The sequence below is a fragment of the Xanthomonas campestris pv. asclepiadis genome (genome assembly GCF_020784175.1).
Taxonomy (GTDB): domain Bacteria; phylum Pseudomonadota; class Gammaproteobacteria; order Xanthomonadales; family Xanthomonadaceae; genus Xanthomonas; species Xanthomonas campestris_D.
The window spans coordinates 76,694-92,286 of record NZ_JAJGQM010000010.1; the positions used below are offsets into that span (position 1 = coordinate 76,694).

12 protein-coding genes are annotated in these 15,593 nt (G+C 68.5%); 5 read left to right on the forward strand and 7 right to left on the reverse strand.

The genetic code is table 11. The features are described 5' to 3' along the window. Positions 1-89: 89 nt before the first annotated feature. The gene (locus LL972_RS07230; RefSeq protein WP_228326999.1) at positions 90-2,312 is read right to left on the reverse strand and encodes a primosomal protein N'; all 2,223 of its coding nucleotides are present in this window, start codon (positions 2,310-2,312) and stop codon (positions 90-92) included. A 469-nt stretch (positions 2,313-2,781) separates the two neighbouring features. Here LL972_RS07230 and LL972_RS07235 point away from each other — a divergent pair, with 469 nt between their 5' ends. From LL972_RS07235 to sppA, 4 genes are all read left to right on the forward strand, one after another. Further along, complete coding sequence (locus tag LL972_RS07235) at positions 2,782-3,807, forward strand: hypothetical protein (protein WP_228327000.1); 1,026 nt, start codon at positions 2,782-2,784, stop codon at positions 3,805-3,807. Then, the gene (locus LL972_RS07240; RefSeq protein WP_228327001.1) at positions 3,794-4,396 is read left to right on the forward strand and encodes a DUF3106 domain-containing protein; all 603 of its coding nucleotides are present in this window, start codon (positions 3,794-3,796) and stop codon (positions 4,394-4,396) included. Before LL972_RS07235 ends, LL972_RS07240 begins: the two co-directional genes overlap by 14 nt. A 386-nt stretch (positions 4,397-4,782) precedes the next feature. Then, positions 4,783-6,159, forward strand: a complete 1,377-nt coding sequence (locus tag LL972_RS07245; RefSeq protein WP_228327002.1) for an MATE family efflux transporter — start codon at positions 4,783-4,785, stop codon at positions 6,157-6,159. 84 nt (positions 6,160-6,243) lie between these two features. Continuing rightward, complete coding sequence (sppA, locus tag LL972_RS07250; RefSeq protein WP_228327003.1) at positions 6,244-8,145, forward strand: signal peptide peptidase SppA; 1,902 nt, start codon at positions 6,244-6,246, stop codon at positions 8,143-8,145. Between the two features lie 272 nt (positions 8,146-8,417). On the opposite strand, the gene LL972_RS07255 is transcribed toward sppA, so the two are convergent. Next, the gene (locus LL972_RS07255; RefSeq protein ID WP_228327004.1) at positions 8,418-8,633 is read right to left on the reverse strand and encodes a hypothetical protein; all 216 of its coding nucleotides are present in this window, start codon (positions 8,631-8,633) and stop codon (positions 8,418-8,420) included. Positions 8,634-8,739: 106 nt separating this feature from the next. Here LL972_RS07255 and LL972_RS07260 point away from each other — a divergent pair, with 106 nt between their 5' ends. After that, a complete protein-coding gene (locus LL972_RS07260) occupies positions 8,740-9,516 on the forward strand; it encodes an SDR family oxidoreductase (RefSeq protein ID WP_024938534.1) in 777 nt (258 codons plus the stop codon). Positions 9,517-9,558: 42 nt separating this feature from the next. On the opposite strand, the gene LL972_RS07265 is transcribed toward LL972_RS07260, so the two are convergent. From LL972_RS07265 to LL972_RS07285, 5 genes are all read right to left on the reverse strand, one after another. Beyond that, a complete protein-coding gene (locus LL972_RS07265; RefSeq protein ID WP_228327005.1) occupies positions 9,559-10,230 on the reverse strand; it encodes a DUF4124 domain-containing protein in 672 nt (223 codons plus the stop codon). After that, positions 10,227-10,994, reverse strand: coding sequence for a DUF4124 domain-containing protein (locus LL972_RS07270; protein WP_228327006.1), 768 nt, complete (start codon positions 10,992-10,994; stop codon positions 10,227-10,229). The genes LL972_RS07265 and LL972_RS07270 overlap by 4 nt, the downstream gene beginning before the upstream one ends. 90 nt (positions 10,995-11,084) lie before the next feature. Next, entirely contained in the window at positions 11,085-11,648 is a 564-nt protein-coding gene (locus tag LL972_RS07275) for a Sua5/YciO/YrdC/YwlC family protein (RefSeq protein ID WP_228327007.1), read from the reverse strand. A 9-nt stretch (positions 11,649-11,657) separates the two neighbouring features. After that, positions 11,658-14,153, reverse strand: a complete 2,496-nt coding sequence (locus LL972_RS07280) for a DNA topoisomerase I (RefSeq protein WP_228327008.1) — start codon at positions 14,151-14,153, stop codon at positions 11,658-11,660. 189 nt (positions 14,154-14,342) lie between these two features. Next, positions 14,343-15,587 carry an RDD family protein gene (locus tag LL972_RS07285; RefSeq protein WP_228327009.1) on the reverse strand — a complete coding sequence of 415 codons (1,245 nt, stop codon included), beginning with the start codon at positions 15,585-15,587 and terminating at the stop codon, positions 14,343-14,345. Positions 15,588-15,593 lie beyond the last annotated feature (6 nt).

The window sequence follows — 15,593 nt, forward strand, 5'->3', positions numbered from 1 at the left end:
AAAGGATCACGCCACGCGCGATCAAGGACCTGGGCACACCGCGCAAAACGTGAGCCTGGCTGCAGCGCCGCGTGTGCGATACGCCTGCACTAATACAGATCGATCGGATCCACATCCAGCGACCAGCGCACGCGTCGCGCCTGCGGTAGCGCATAGATCGCAGGCAGTTGCGCGTCCAGCAGACGATGCAGCGCCGAACGCTGTTGCGCGGACAACAGCAATTGGGTGCGCTGGAAACCGGCGCGGCGCGGCATCGGTGCCGGCATCGGGCCGTAGCATTCCACTGCGGCAAACGCGGGCGATTGCGCGGTGCTGTCCGCCGTGGTCAGGCCACGCACCGCCAGCAGGAATTGGTTGGCCGCTGCCACGTCCTTGGCTTCGGCGCGGAACAGCGCCAGATGCGCGAATGGCGGAAATCCCGCGGCCTGGCGCTGTTGCAGTTCGGCATCGGCAAAGGCGTGGTAGCCGCCGTTGACCAGGGTCTGCAGCAGGGGATGTTCGGGATGATGGGTCTGCAGCCAGACCTCGCCGGGGCGGTCGGCGCGCCCGGCGCGTCCTGCCACCTGTATCAGCTGCTGGGAGAGTTTCTCGGCGGCACGGAAGTCGGCCGAGAACAGGCCTTCGTCGATGCCGACCACCACCACCATGGTCAGCCGTGGCAGGTCATGGCCCTTGGCCAGGATCTGGGTGCCGACCAGGATGCCGGCGGCGCTGCCCAGGCGCGCGAGCTGGGTTTCCAGCGCGTCGCGGCGCTGGGTGGTGCTGCGGTCGATGCGCACCACCGGAAAGTCCGGGAACGCCTCGGTCAGGCGTTCTTCCAGCCGCTCGGTGCCGATGCCTTGCGGCTGCAGCGCCAGGCTGCCGCAGGCCGGGCAGGCCAGCGGTGCGGGCTGGCGCGCGCCGCAGTGGTGGCATTGCAGGCGCCGGCCACCGGCGTGCACGGTCATCGGGGTCTGGTGCAGCGGGGTGCTGCAGCGCTGGCAGGCGGCGGTCCAGCCGCAGTCGTGGCATAGCAGCACCGGCGCATAGCCGCGGCGGTTCTTGAACACCAGCACCTGCTCGCCGCGCGCCAGGGTGGCGCCGATGCCGGCCAGCACTTCCGGCGACAGGCCGTCCTTGAGCGGGCGCTTGCGCACGTCGAGCACGCGCACGCGCGGCGGACGCGCCTCGCCGGCCCGGCGCGACAGGCGCAGATGCTGGTAGCGACCGGAATAGGCGTTGTGCAGGCTTTCCAGCGATGGCGTGGCGCTGCCCAGGATCACCGGCACATCCAGCGCCTTGCCGCGCACCAACGCGAAGTCGCGGGCGTGATAGCGGATGCCGTCCTGCTGCTTGTAGCTGCCGTCATGTTCTTCGTCGATCACGATCAGCCCGGCATTGGGCAGCGGGATGAACACCGCCGAGCGCGTGCCGACGATCAGCTTGGCCTCGCCGCGCCAGGCCGCCGCCCACACCCGCGCCCGCTCGCCATCGGACAGGCCCGAGTGCAGCGCGTGCACCGGCACACCCAGGCGGGCGCGGAAGCGGCCCAGCGTCTGCGGGGTCAGGCCGATCTCCGGCACCAGCACCAGCGCCTGGCGACCGGCCGCCAGGCAGTCGGCAATTGCTTGCAGGTACACCTCGGTCTTGCCGCTGCCGGTGACGCCATCGAGCAGATAGGTGGCGAAACCGCTTTGCGCACGGATGGCGTCGGCGGCGGCCTGTTGTTCGTCGTTGAGCTGCGGGCCGCTGCCGGGGCGGGGCGGGATGCTGTCGGCCGGCACCGCCACGCGCGCGGCATAGTCGCGTTTGGCCAGGCTGCGTGCGGCCTCGCGCCATTGCGGCAGCAACGGGTCCAGCTGTTCTTCGCCGAGCGCGCCGGGCAGCAGCAGGGCGGCCAGCAAGGCGGGGCGGCTGCCGGCACGCAGGCTGGCGGCGCCGGTGCGCCCGGCTTCGGTCAGTTGCCAGGCCCAGGCGTGGGTGTCGGCCAGCGGCTCGCCGCGGCGCAGCGGGCCGGGCAGGGCGCTGGACTGGGCTTCGCCCAGCGGGGCATGGGTGTAACGCGCCAGCCACTGCAGCGAGCGGGCCAGCTCGTCGACGAGCAGCGGGGCGTCGTCGCACCATGCCAGCGCCGCGCGTAGCCCCTCGGCGGAGGCCAACTGCCCGATCTCCACCACCACCCCGACCAGCTCGCGTGGCCCGAACGGCACCCGCACTCGGCAGCCGACCCGCGCCGGGTCGGTCAGCGGGGCCTCAGCCGGGGGCAGATAGTCGAACAGTTGGGGCAGCGGCACCGGCAGGGCGACGCGCAGGGTGGCGACGGTCGAAGACATCCGGTCAGTCTACCGACCCTGTCCAGTACCCGGCAGACGCCTGCCGATCACCCCGGATCGGCGCGCGGGCTTACGACGCATTTGTGTGACCGAAGTGATAAATCCGACGTAAACCTATGTGAGGGCTGAGGAAACGGGTTTATCCACACAGCCTGTGGATAAGCCTGTGAATTAGTCTCGTGCTCCACGCTGTGAAGGCGGATTCACTAGCCTCTGCAACCTGTTGGACATTTTTTAGCCAATCGGCTTAAAGCTATCAGGATCAATCACTTAGGCGTGAAACACGAATGCAACAAAGAAAAACCAACAGTTGACAGACGCCTGCGTATCGGCATGTATGCCGCTGTGCACAACCCGCGCTGGTGACAGTGGCCGGCGGCGCCGGGGCGCAACGTAGCCGGGTCGATCTGTCAAGCCATCGGCGGGGGCCGATTGCGTCGGTATCATGCCGGCCGATGCTGGAGTTCTCATGACCGTAGTCCCCGACGCCCCTGTCACCCCTGCCGCGTTGTCAGCTTTCCTGCGCGGTGTCGAACGCCGGGGTCTGGTGCTCGCACAACTGCAATGTGGCGATGACGCGGCGGCCGAGCGGGCCTTGGCGGCGGCGTTGCGGGCGTTCAGCAGTCAGGCGGCGGGTCGCCCGATGGCCGGCTGGCCGATGCGCTTCTGGAGCCTGCTGGCAAACGCCCCCCCGCTGCGACGCGAGCCAATGCCGGGGACCTGGTTGCCGCCGTTCACCGCCCTGGGACGGATGCAGACCGCCGACCGCATGGCGCTGCTGCTGCGTATCGTGGCCGGGCTGGAAGAAGAGCCCGCCAGCGAGGTGCAAGGCATCGAGGTGGCGGCTTATCGGCAGTCGCTGGCCCGTGCCTGCCCACGCGATGCGGCCGGCAACCCGGACGCGCAAGCCTGGCGGGTGCTGGCCGAGGCGGCGCAGCAGGAGTTGCGCGACCTCACCCCGGCGCAGGTGAGCCGGCTGGCACAGCTCCGCGAGTCGGCCCTGGCCGGCATGCCGCTGCAGCCTGTCGCGGCCGCGCCTGTGGCTGCCGCCGCCGAGCCACGGCGCCCGGCCACACCGCGCACCCGTCCCGCCCGCCAATGGCAGTGGCCGCGGATCAACCGCCGCCACGCCGGCATCGTGCTGGCCGTGCTGGCATTGGCGCTGCTGCTCGCGGGGTGGACACATCGCCGGCCGGCGCTGCCGCCCGAGCCGGTCTCGCAGGCCCCGGCCGGCGTGCTGCATGTCACCGACGCCGCGCCTGTACTGGTGGAAGACCTTCCCGCCGCCGACCTGCCCGAGGCTGTGGCAAGCCCCGGCATGGATCCACGCGACCAGGCGATGCTGGCCGACCCGGACCTGGAACTGGCGCGTTCGGCCGATTTCTACGCCTGGTATGCGGCCGGGCATCCGGTGCCGGCCGACGAATCCGGCGCGCATGCCACCGCCGCCGACCAGCCTGCCGCCAGCCTGGAGACCGTCGATGACGACAATTAAGTGGTGCGGCCTGCTGGTGTTGGCCGCGGTCGGCATGGCCGCGGCGCAAACCCTGCCGGCGCCGTTGGAAGAAGGCAGCGCGAGCGCGCCGTCCGGCCTGCCGACGCCGGCGGTCTCCACTGCCGCAACCCCGAGCGCCGCGCAGCAGCGCGCGCGCTGGGACGCATTGACGCCTGCGCAGCGGGCCGAGCTGCGCGCCCGCTATGCGGCCTGGAAAGGGCTCACCGCCACCGACCGGGTGGTACTGCGGCAGGCACGTGAGCGCCTGCATGGTTTGCCCGAAGACCAGCAGCGCGCGCTGCGCACGCAGTTCACCGCGATGGATCGCCTGCATCGCGATGGCTGGCGCCTGGGTTCGCAGCTGGGCGCGTTCTATCCGCAGTTGCAGCCCTTGATCGGCTACGTGCCGCCAGCGCAGCGCGACACGTTGCTGGCGGCGCTGCGCAGCCTGGATGCCGGGCAACTGGAGCAATTGGCGGTGCTGGCACAACGCACGCCACCGCAGGAGCGCGATGCCTTGCGCGATGCCCTGCTTGCGCAGGCACCGGCAACGCGCAGCGCCTGGCTGAAGCGCCAGCTGGCGCGGTAACCGGCAGCGGCGAGGTGGCGCTGTTGCAGCATCACTGCGCTGGCGTGGTCTCCATACGTCCTCGGGGACCACATCCTCGATGCCGCGCCCCGAGGTCGGACGCCGGCCTCGGGCATGCGAGGCTGCCGCCTTCGGCAATGCGCGTGCAAGATGGCGATCGTCACGACCAGGACATCGGCCCCGCTCGAGCCCAGGCATCCGGGCCCGGTGACCAGCCACCACGGCCGCCTGACGCGGCGCATCTGCCGCTCGCGTGTTCCCGGCGTGGCGTGGTCTTCCCGGCGACCCAACTGCCCATCTGGGAAGTCCGGGTAAGATAGCGGCCCCACGCGACCCGGTGCCAGCGCCTCCCGGCACGGCCGTAGTCCGCGCAGCGATCGGTTTTCATGTCTGTCTCTTCTGCACCCACCTCCGCGACGCCGCGCTTCGCCGCGGAAGTGCGCACCACCGGCCTGCTCGCATTGCCGCTGGTGCTTGGCCACGTCTCCACCGGCCTGATCGGGTTTGTCGACAACGTCATCGCCGGCCACCACGGCACCGCCACGCTGGCGGCGGTCACCATCGGCACCTCGCTGCTGTGGCTGCCGATGCTGGTGCCGATCGGCACGCTGATCTCGTTGACCGCCTCGGTCTCGCAACTGCGCGGTGCCGGCCGCGAGCATGAGATTGGCCCGCTGTTCCGCCAGGCCCTGTGGCTGTCGCTGGGACTGGGTGCGGTGATGTTCGCGTTCCTGAGCGCGGTGCCGCCGCTGTTGCCCACCTTCGGGATTGCGCCGGACATCGTGCCGGGCGCGACCGACTTCCTGCACGCGGTGCGCTGGGGCGGGCCGGCGCTGACGTTCTACTTCTGCATGCGCTATCTCAGCGAGGGCATGCACTGGACCCTGCCGACCATGCTGCTGGGCTTTGGCGGCCTGCTGGTGCTGGCGCCGCTGGGCTATGCGCTGACCTATGGCAGATTCGGCTTCGCCGAGCACGGTGCGCAAGGCCTGGGCATGGCCTCGGCGATCACCATGTGGGTGCAGGCCAGCGTGTTTGCGCTGTATCTGTGGCGCTCGCGCCGCTTTGCGCACCTGCAGTTGTTCGCCCGTTTCGAGGGGCCGCGCTGGCGGGCGATTGGTGACTTGTTGCGCACCGGTCTACCGATCGGCATCACCGTGCTGATGGAAGGCGGCCTGTTCATCGTCACCGCCCTGCTGATCGGCCGGCTCGGCTCCACCGAAGCGGCCGCGCACCAGATTGCGATCAACGTCGCGCAGCTGTGTTTCATGATCCCGATGGGCGTGGCCGAGGCCACCACCGTGCGGGTCGGGCATGCGGTGGGGCGCGGCGATCCGCTCGGCATGCGGCGCGCGGCCTGGGCCGGCTACGCCATCGTGCTGGGCACCCAGGCATTGTCGGCCAGCGTGCTGTTGCTGGGCCACGATGCCATCGTGAGCGTCTATACCGATGACGTGGCGGTGGCGGCGCTGGCCTCGGTGCTGCTGCTGTTTGCCGCCACGTTCCAGTTTCCCGATGGCATCCAGGTGCTGTCCAGCGGCGCGTTGCGGGGACTCAAGGACACCCGTGTACCGATGTTCCTGGCGATGTTCTCGTATTGGGGGGTCGGCATGCCGATCGGCGCCGGGCTCGGTCTGGGGCTGGGCTGGGGACCGCAAGGCATGTGGATCGGCCTGATCCTGGGCCTGACCGTGGCGTCGGTCCTGATGGGCTTGCGTTTCCGGCAGACCAGCCGGCGGCTGACTGCCGGCGCGACCCCCTGACTTCCAGCGCATGCCGCGCGCGCCGCGCAGCCGGTATGCTGGACACCATTGATTTGTATGCAGCGTCTTTCGACGGAGTTTTCCATGAACCACCCCGTGCATCGCAGTCCCATCGCCAGTTTCTTCGTCGGCCTGTGGGATGTGATGAATTTCACCCGGCGCCTGATCTTCAACCTGGTGTTCTTCGGCTTTCTGTTCCTGATGCTGCTGCTGTTCGTGGTGGCGATCGCACGGGGCGACGGCACCAAGCCGCTGGCCGAGCGCACCACCCTGGTGATCAACCCCGAAGGCACGCTGGTCGAGCAGTTCAGCGCCGACCCGGTGAGCCGGTCGCTGGCCAAGGCGGTCGGCGACAAGAGCGCCGAGGAAGTGCAGCTGCGTGACCTGGTGCGGGTGATCGAGGCCGCCGGCAAGGACCGCAAGATCGAGCGGGTGGTGTTGAACCTGGACAAGTTTCAGCCCGCCGGTTTCGCCTCGCAGCGCGAAGTGGCCGCGGCGTTGCAGAAGCTGCGCGCCTCCGGCAAGCAGATCGTCGCCTTCAGCGAGAGCATGAGCCAGGGCCAGTACCTGCTGGCCGCACAGGCCAACGAGGTCTACCTCGACCCGATGGGCAGCGTGCTGCTGGAAGGGCTTGGCCGTTATCGCCAGTATTTCCGCGAGGGCCTGCAGGACAAGCTCGGCGTGGACGTGCATCTGTTCCGCGTGGGCGAGTACAAATCCGCCGCCGAGCCGTACATCCTCGATGCCGCGTCGGCCGACGCCAAGGAAGCGGACCTGTTCTGGATGAACGACGTCTGGCAGCGCTACCTGACCGATGTCGGCACCGCGCGCAAGCTGAGCCCGGCGCAGCTGACTGCCGGCATCGACACCCTGCCCGAGGGCGTGACCGCTGCCGGTGGCGACCTGGCCAAGTTCGCGCTGCAGCAGAAGCTGGTCGACGGGCTCAAGACGCGCGAGGAAGTCGATGCGCTGCTGACCAAGCGCGGCGTGGCCGACAGCGATGCCGACAGCGGCTTTCGCAACATCGGCTTCAACGACTATCTGAGCCAGCTGCAGGCGCAGCGTTCGGCGATGGACAGCCGCCCGCAGGTGGCCGTGGTGGTGGCCGCCGGCGAGATCAGCGGCGGCGAGCAGCCGGCCGGCCGCATCGGTGGCGAGTCCACCGCCGCGTTGCTGCGTCAGGCGCGCGACGACGACGAGGTCAAGGCGGTGGTGCTGCGCGTGGATTCGCCCGGCGGCGAAGTGTTCGCCTCCGAGCAGATCCGTCGCGAGGTGGTCGCGCTCAAGCAGTCCGGCAAGCCGGTGGTGGTGTCGATGGGCGATCTGGCGGCCTCGGGCGGCTACTGGATCAGCATGAACGCCGATCGCATCTATGCCGACCCGTCGACCATCAGTGGCTCGATCGGCATCTTCGGCATGGTGCCCAACCTGACCCGCGCGCTGGACAAGATCGGCGTGCATACCGATGGCGTGGGCACCACGCGGTTTGCCGGCGCCTTCGACATCACCCGTCCGCTGGACCCGGCCGCCGGCCAGGTGATCCAGGCGGTGATCAACAAGGGCTACGCCGACTTCACCGGCAAGGTGGCGCAGGCGCGGCATCAGTCGGTGGACGCCATCGACAAGGTCGCACGCGGCCGCGTGTGGAGCGGTGCGCAGGCCAGGCAGCATGGCCTGGTGGATGCGTTCGGCGGCATGTCCGAAGCGGTGGCCGATGCGGCCGACCGCGCCAAGCTGAGCCGCGGCAAGTTCCGCGTGCGCTACGTGGAAAAGCCGGCCACGCCGTTCTCGCAGTTCATGAGCGGATTTGCCGGTAGCCGCATGGGCGCCTGGATGCTGGGCGACTCGGGCATGGCGCGCGCACTGCTGGCGCGCTCGCTGCCGGAAGTGGACACACAGCTACGCTTCGTCGAAGACGCCGTGCACGACAGCAAGGCGGGCGGCACCCCGGTCAAGTCGCTGGCGTACTGCTTCTGCGGGTTCTGACGCGGCACGTTTGCAACGTGATGGATCGACATCGCCGGCCACGTGCCGGCGTTGTCGTCTCTGCGCTCAGGTGATGCAGCGATGCGGGCGCGCCAACGACGCAAACACAGATGGCAGAACGCATGGCGCCACGATCAAGGGCAGTCAGCCATCGGCCGAGCGAACGCACGCGTGTTGGCCGTGCGCAGATGCAGTGATCGCCTTGCGCTCAATCGCACGCGCACAGTTGCTGCCTGGACAGAAACGCGCGTGCTTCAGACAGCAGGCTTCGGTTACTGCGTGGCCGCGTCGATCGCCTTGCGTTGATCGTCTGCGGCCTGGTCGCTTGCCGCCTGCACCGCGTGCGCCTTGTTCAAGGGCTGCTGGATGTGGTCGCGCAGGGCGGTGGCCTGCGGCTCGGGCTTCTGCTCGGTGGGTGCAGGTTGCGGTCGCTGACACGCGCCCAGCAGCAACATCACGCTGGTCGCAAGAATCCAATGCCGTTTCATCGTCGTGACCTCGCTCGGGGTGGCGGTATCCTAACGCCGGGGCCATCGTTGCGCGTCAACTGCGCTGCGGCGGCCGTTTCCTGCGTCTTGAAAGAGGATCACCCACGTGACAACCCATCGTTGGCGGCTGGATGGACAGACCGCGCTCATCACCGGTGCCAGCGCCGGCATTGGCTTTGCCATCGCGCGCGAATTGCTGGCCTTCGGCGCGGATCTGCTGATGGTGGCGCGCGATGCCGATGCCCTGGCGCAGGCACGCGACGAGTTGGCCGAGGAATTTCCCGAGCGCGAGCTGCATGGGCTGGCCGCCGATGTGGCTGACGATGAAGAGCGACGCGCGATTCTGGACTGGGTGGAAGACCACGCCGATGGCCTGCACCTGCTGATCAACAATGCCGGCGGCAACATCACCCGCGCGGCGATCGATTACACCGAAGACCAGTGGCGCGGCATCTTCGAAACCAATGTGTTCGCCGCCTTCGAGTTGTCGCGTTATGCGCACCCGCTGCTGACCCGCCACGCGGCATCGGCGATCGTCAATGTCGGCAGCGTCTCCGGCATCACCCATGTGCGCAGCGGTGCGCCGTACGGCATGACCAAGGCCGCGTTGCAGCAGATGACCCGCAACCTGGCGGTGGAATGGGCCGAGGACGGCATCCGCGTCAACGCGGTGGCGCCGTGGTACATCCGCACCCGTCGCACCTCCGGGCCGTTGTCGGACCCGGATTACTACGAGCAGGTCATTGAGCGCACCCCGATGCGCCGCATCGGCGAACCGGAAGAAGTGGCCGCCGCCGTCGGCTTCCTCTGCCTGCCGGCAGCCAGCTACATCACCGGCGAATGCATCGCAGTGGATGGCGGCTTCCTGCGCTACGGGTTTTAGCCCGCCTGCGTGCATGTCTGCGCCGGAGCGCCAGTCCCAATATCACGGTGTGGCGGACGGATTCGCGCAGCGGCTTTCGTCCAGCACCCGGCGCATCTGCGCGTAGCGCTGCTTGCGCTCGGCCGATTGCGCCTCGTCGGAGAAACGCCAGGTGGATTCGGCCTGCTCGGCACGCTGGCGCCAGGCCTCGCACAGGCGCTGGTCCGGCACCGGTGCGCAGCGGTCGGTGACTACCTCGCAGGCGCTGCCGCCGCCGGTCGCCGGCCCGCCCGCCAGGTTGGTGGTCTGCATCGGCAGGCAGCGCGTGGCCGGCTCGCGGTCTTCGGTGAAATAGCGCCCGTTGTCGTGCGCGGTGCATTCGAACAGGGGCGGTGGTGGCAGCGTGGAGGTCGAGGTCGAGGTCGAGGTCGTGGCAGGTGGCATCGCAGCCACCGGTGCCGGCGTCGCAGCCGGGGCATCGGTCTTCGGCCTAGTGGGCGGCTGCGCAGCGGGCGCGCTACGTACAGGCGATGCTGCGCCTAATCCACCCGCCGTCAACGGCACCGCGGCCGGCGCCGTCATCAGTTTCTTCTGCTGCTGCATGCCTTTCGGGCACGGCATGTTCTGCACGGTGAGCGCGCCGGTGGGATCGGTGCAGCGGTAGATCGCCACTTCCTGTGCGCCAGCAACCGACCCCCACGCTGCCATCGTGGCCACCCACAGCCAGCGCCTCATGCGCCGCCACAATCGCGTTGCAGGCGCGCGTCGATGCCGCGCTGTTCGCGGCTGAGATCCTGGCGTTCGCTCTGCAAGGCGTTGTTGTAGCGGCGGATCAGTTCCCAGCGACGGTCGGCCAGGCGCGCGCAGACTTCCTGTTCGGGCAGGGCATGGCATTCGTCGCGGATCTGCACGTTGCCGTACGGCACGATCACGGTGCCGCCGTGGCCGCCGCCGTTGTAACCGCCCTGGTAGCCGCCGCCTCCGAAGCTTGCGCCGCCGCGCAGGCTTCCCCCCCGTCCGGAGCTTCCCTGCAGCGCGCCCGCCGGGCGTGGGCTGACCGAGATCGGCGGACGCTGGATGCCGCCGCCGCTGACCGGCGGGCCAATGCCATTGCCCACATAGGCCGGGCCCCAGGTCGGCACCCAGCGCGGATTGCCTTCCGGGCTGTCGCTGGTATAGCGCTCACCCTCTTCGGTGGTGCACTCGTACATCGGCTGCGGCGGCTGCACGGTGATGATGCGCACCTCGCGCGGCGGCTGCGTGGCGACGGCGGCCGGGGCGGCGATGGCGCGCTGCGGTCGCGGCGGCGGATCCTGCGGGCGCTGCAGGTCCAGCACCTGCTGGCGGCCGCTGCTGCACGGCGCATCCTGCAAGGCGACGGTGCCGGTGCTGCTCACGCAGCGGTAGATCCGCACATTCGGATCCGGTTTGCTGGCGGTATTGGCTGCCGACGCAGGCAGCGTGGTGGCCAGCAGCAGAAGGGTCAGGAGGGTGCGCATGGCCGCAGTGTGCGCGTCTGCCCGGCTATGGGCAAAGGGGCAGGCGGTGTTCAGGGGCGGGCGAGCCGACAGGCGGCGCGTTGCGACGGCTCAGTCGCGCAGGATCTGTCCGCTGCGGGCGTCGCGGATCTGGGTCGGTTGCGCCAATGCGCCCACCTCGCCATCCGTTACCCCGTCAATGCTGGCCAGCAGGGCCGGGTCCAGCGCCTGGCGGCTGCGCGCGGGCGGTTCACCGGCCAGGTTGGCGCTGGTGGACACCAACGGGCCGCCCCAGGCCGCACAGAGCGCGGCGACCAGCGGGTGTGCGCTGATGCGCACCGCCAGCCCGTCATGCGCGCCGGTGACCCAGCGCGGCGCCTGGGCGGTGATCGGCAGAATCCAGGTATGCGGGCCGGGCCAGCTGGCCAGCACCTGCTGCCTGCGGGCCGGCGCCAGCACCTCAATATCCACCCACGCGTGCAGCACATCCACGCTGGCGGCAACCACGATCACGCCCTTGTCGACCGGGCGGCGTTTGATCTCCAGCAGCCGCAACACGGCGGCCTGCTGGCGCGGGTCGCAGCCCAGTCCCCACACCGCTTCGGTGGGATAGGCGATCACGCCGCCTTGGGTCAGGGTGGCGACGGCGCTGTCCAGGCTGAGTATGTGCTGCATGCGGCGCCCTTAGCCTGCGGCCTTGCTCACGGTCTTCTTGACCACGCGCCTGGTGGCCTTCTTGGCAGCGGCCTTCTTGGCCGGCGCCTTCTTCGCCGCCGTCTTGGTGGCGGTTTTCTTGACCGCGGTCTTCTTGGCGGCGTCCTTGGCCTCCTTGGCCGAATCCTTCACCGCGTTCTTCTTGAGCGTGGCCTTCTTGGCGCCGAAGCCCTTGCGCACCGGCTTGCCGGTATCGGCCAGCAACTGCTGCACTTCTTCGAACGTCAGCGTGGCCGGCTCGCGATCCTTGGGGATCTTGCCATTGAGCTTGCCATCGCTGATGTACGGGCCGAAGCGGCCATTGAGCACCTGGATGTCGCTGCCTTCGAAGTCCTTGATCACGCGGTTGCGCGCGATCTCTTCCTTCTCCTCGATCAGGAACACCGCACGCGCCAGGTCGATGGTGTACGGGTCGTCTTCCTTCTTCAGCGAGGCATAGACGCTGCCGCGGCGCGCGAACGGGCCGAAGCGGCCGATGCCGACGCTGACATCCTGCTCCTTGTCCTGGCCCAGGGCGCGCGGCATCTTGAACAGTTCCAGCGCGTCTTCGATGGAGATCGAATAGATGCTCTGGCCCGGCCGCAGCGAGGCGAAGGTGGGCTTTTCCTCGTCTTCGACGGTGCCGATCTGCACCATCGGGCCGAACCGGCCGATGCGCGCGCTGACTTCCTTGCCGCTGACCGGGTCGGTGCCCAGCACGCGCACGCTGCCGGCGTCGGTCTTGTCCAGCGAATCCTTCTTGTCCTCGACCAGTTCCTTGAACGGGCCCCAGAACTTCTCCATCAACGGGATCCACTCTTCCTCGCCACGCGAGACCGCATCCAGGTCGTCTTCGAGCTTGGCGGTGAAGTCGTAATCCACATAGCGGGTGAAATGCCCGGACAGAAACTTGGAGACCGCACGGCCCACGTCGGTGGGGCGGAAGCTGCGGCCTTCCATTTCCACGTACTTGCGGAACTGCAGGGTCTGGATGATAGAGGCGTAGGTGGACGGCCGGCCGATGCCGTATTCCTCCAGTGCCTTGACCAGTGCCGCTTCGGTGAAGCGCGGCGGCGGCTGGGTGAAATGCTGGTCGGTGACGATGCGGTCCAGCGGGATGTTGTTGCCGGCCTTCATCAGCGGCAGCTTGCGGCCTTCGTCCTCGTCCTCGCTGCTCTTGGTGTCCTTGCCTTCTTCGTAGACCGCCAGGAAGCCCGCCACCACCACTGTGGTGCCGCTGGCGCGGAACACGTGCTCGCTGCCGGCCGACAGATCGACGCTGACGGTGTTGAGCGTGGCCGGGATCATCTGGCAGGCCACGGCGCGGCGCCAGATCAACTCGTACAGGCGGCGCTCGTCGTCGGATAGGAAGCGCGCCACCTGCGCCGGGGTACGCAGCGCCGAGGTCGGACGCACCGCCTCATGCGCTTCCTGCGCGTTCTTGGATTTGGTGGTGTAGGCGTTGGGCTGGTCCGGCAACGAGGCGGTGCCGAAATCGCGCGCGATCACATCGCGGATCTCCGCCAGCGCGTCCTGCGACAGGTTCACCGAGTCGGTACGCATATAGCTGATCAGACCGACCGAGCCTTCGTCGCCCAGCGCCACGCCTTCGTACAGTTTCTGCGCCACCTGCATGGTCTTGCGGGTGGTGAAGCCGAGCTTGCGCGAGGCTTCCTGCTGCAGCGTGGAGGTGGTGAACGGCGGGGCAGGGCGGCGCTTGCGCTCCTTGCTGGCCACATCGGTGACATGCAGCACGCCTTGCGCGGCCTGCTGGATGCGCAACCGCGCCGCCTCGGCGGTATCGCCGTCGGTGACGGTGAACTGCTCGAACTTCTGACCGTCCAGCTTGATCAGGCGCGCATTGAACGCTTGCGACGGATGCCGGCAATGCGCATCGATGGACCAGTACTCGCGTGCGATGAAGGCTTCGATCTCTTCCTCGCGCTCCACGATCATGCGCAGCGCCGGCGACTGCACGCGGCCGGCCGACAGCCCGCGCTGCACCTTGCGCCACAGCACCGGCGACAGGTTGAAGCCGACCAGATAGTCGAGCGCGCGACGGGCCTGCTGCGCATCGACCAGGTCGACCGCGATCGCACGCGGCTTGAGCATGGCTTCCTTGATCGCGCGCGGGGTGATCTCGGTGAACACCACCCGCTGCATCGTCTTGTCCTTGAGCAGCCCGCGCTCTTTCAGGATCTCGGCGATGTGCCAGCTGATCGCCTCGCCCTCGCGGTCCGGGTCGGTCGCCAGATAGATGTCGTCGGCGCTCTTGGCCGCGCGGGCGATGGCTTCGACATGCTTCTCGTTCTTCTCGATCAGGTCGTAGCGCATCGCAAAGCCATTGTCCGGATCGACCGCGCCCTCCTTGGGGACGAGATCGCGCACGTGCCCATACGAGGCCAGGACGGTGAAGTCCTTGCCGAGGTATTTATTGATCGTCTTGGCCTTGGCAGGCGATTCGACGATGAGCAGGTGCTTGGGCATGGTGGCGAATTCTTTGGGCAGAGCCCGGGGGGCGGGTAGCGTGGCCTAATTGGCCGGTGGAGGGAAGCAGATCGACTGTTTCCCACAGGTCAACGCCCGGGAAACGAGCCCGGGCCCGGGCGTTCAGTTCTCTTAATTAGAAAGATCACGGCGGACGCCGCCGTGTCAAGCGGCCAGGGCCGCGAACTGCTAGTTCTGGCTCATTCCGATGGCGGCCAGCATGAAGCCCACCACCACGATCGAGATCACCAGCATCACCGCATAGATGGCCAGAACCACGATGGTGACCGTATCCAGACCGCTGGATTGCCGCTCCGGGTGATCCGTGAACGCCCAGCGGTCCACCACCAGGGTGTCGCACACCTTGTCGTGCGGAGCCTGCTTGCGCGCGGTCATGCCGGCCATGAACGCCGCCACGATCAGGCCGATGCCCAGGGTGAGCACGCTGATCAGCATGTAGGCCAGATAGCGCAGCACATTGCGCCAGAAACCGACCCGGCCGCCGTTGCTGTCGGCGCGCACCAGCTTGATGCCGCAGGCGAGCTTGCCCAGGCTGGCCTGATGCCGGCTGGACTGCATCCAGGCGAAATACAGCGTCGGGATCGCCAGGCCGATGCCATAGGACAGCACCAGGATGGCGATGCCGAGCGCGCTGCCGTCGTCCAGCGCCGAACCGGAATCGCCCCGGGTGGTCGCCAGCGCCACGACGAACACCAACGGAATCACGATCAGGTACACCGCAAAGCTGGTGATCAGGCTGTCCAGGATGCTGGCGGCCACGCGCCGCCACAGGCCGGCGTAGACAACCGGGGCATCGCGCAATGCAGCGGTGGCTGCGGGCACGGCGGCGGAGCCCCAGGCGTCCGGAAGTGGCACGCCGGCGGGTGTTTGCGAGGAGGCATGGGCAGGCGTCGCAGGCGCGTCCGCGGTGTTGGTCAGGATCGGGTTTGAGGCCGCTGGAGTTGTGGCCGCGTCTGCCGGCGTGGTGGCCCATGCCACTGGATCGACCGCTGCAGCATCTGCCGGTGCAGCGTGCCCGCTCGGCGGACGCTGCTGGTGATCGACCACTGCAGGCTGATCGGCAAGGCCAGGTTCGGTCTGCCCTAGCGCAGCGTCTGCAGCAGCGCCGGCAAACGGCGTGGCTGCGGCTGGCGCACTGTCCACCGGGGGGCTGGCCGGGTCAACCGTCGCCTGCGGCGCACTGTGCGGAACGTCCACGGACGCATCTCCGGCCGGCGCGGGAGGCATTGGCACGGCCGTGGCGACGCCCAGCTCGGCCGCGACCTCGCCAAGTGCAACCCACTGCGGCAAGCCTTCGCGCCAGACCAGGCTGGATGCATCGATCAAACCTTCGGACAGGCGCGCGCGTAGCGTGTCCGTGTCCACCGGCCCCTGGCGCTCGCGTTGTGCGTCGGCGTAGTACCACTGCGTCATTGAAGT

What these genes read in the sequence shown, in the direction of transcription:
- LL972_RS07230 (WP_228326999.1), bottom strand. Translation starts at nt 2,312, where the DNA reads ATGTCTTCGACCGTCGCCACCCTGCGCGTCGCCCTGCCGGTGCCGCTG.
- LL972_RS07235 (WP_228327000.1), top strand. Translation starts at nt 2,782, where the DNA reads ATGACCGTAGTCCCCGACGCCCCTGTCACCCCTGCCGCGTTGTCAGCT.
- LL972_RS07240 (WP_228327001.1), top strand. Translation starts at nt 3,794, where the DNA reads ATGACGACAATTAAGTGGTGCGGCCTGCTGGTGTTGGCCGCGGTCGGC.
- LL972_RS07245 (WP_228327002.1), top strand. Translation starts at nt 4,783, where the DNA reads ATGTCTGTCTCTTCTGCACCCACCTCCGCGACGCCGCGCTTCGCCGCG.
- sppA (WP_228327003.1), top strand. Translation starts at nt 6,244, where the DNA reads ATGAACCACCCCGTGCATCGCAGTCCCATCGCCAGTTTCTTCGTCGGC.
- LL972_RS07255 (WP_228327004.1), bottom strand. Translation starts at nt 8,633, where the DNA reads ATGAAACGGCATTGGATTCTTGCGACCAGCGTGATGTTGCTGCTGGGC.
- LL972_RS07265 (WP_228327005.1), bottom strand. Translation starts at nt 10,230, where the DNA reads ATGAGGCGCTGGCTGTGGGTGGCCACGATGGCAGCGTGGGGGTCGGTT.
- LL972_RS07270 (WP_228327006.1), bottom strand. Translation starts at nt 10,994, where the DNA reads ATGCGCACCCTCCTGACCCTTCTGCTGCTGGCCACCACGCTGCCTGCG.
- LL972_RS07275 (WP_228327007.1), bottom strand. Translation starts at nt 11,648, where the DNA reads ATGCAGCACATACTCAGCCTGGACAGCGCCGTCGCCACCCTGACCCAA.
- LL972_RS07280 (WP_228327008.1), bottom strand. Translation starts at nt 14,153, where the DNA reads ATGCCCAAGCACCTGCTCATCGTCGAATCGCCTGCCAAGGCCAAGACG.
- LL972_RS07285 (WP_228327009.1), bottom strand. Translation starts at nt 15,587, where the DNA reads ATGACGCAGTGGTACTACGCCGACGCACAACGCGAGCGCCAGGGGCCG.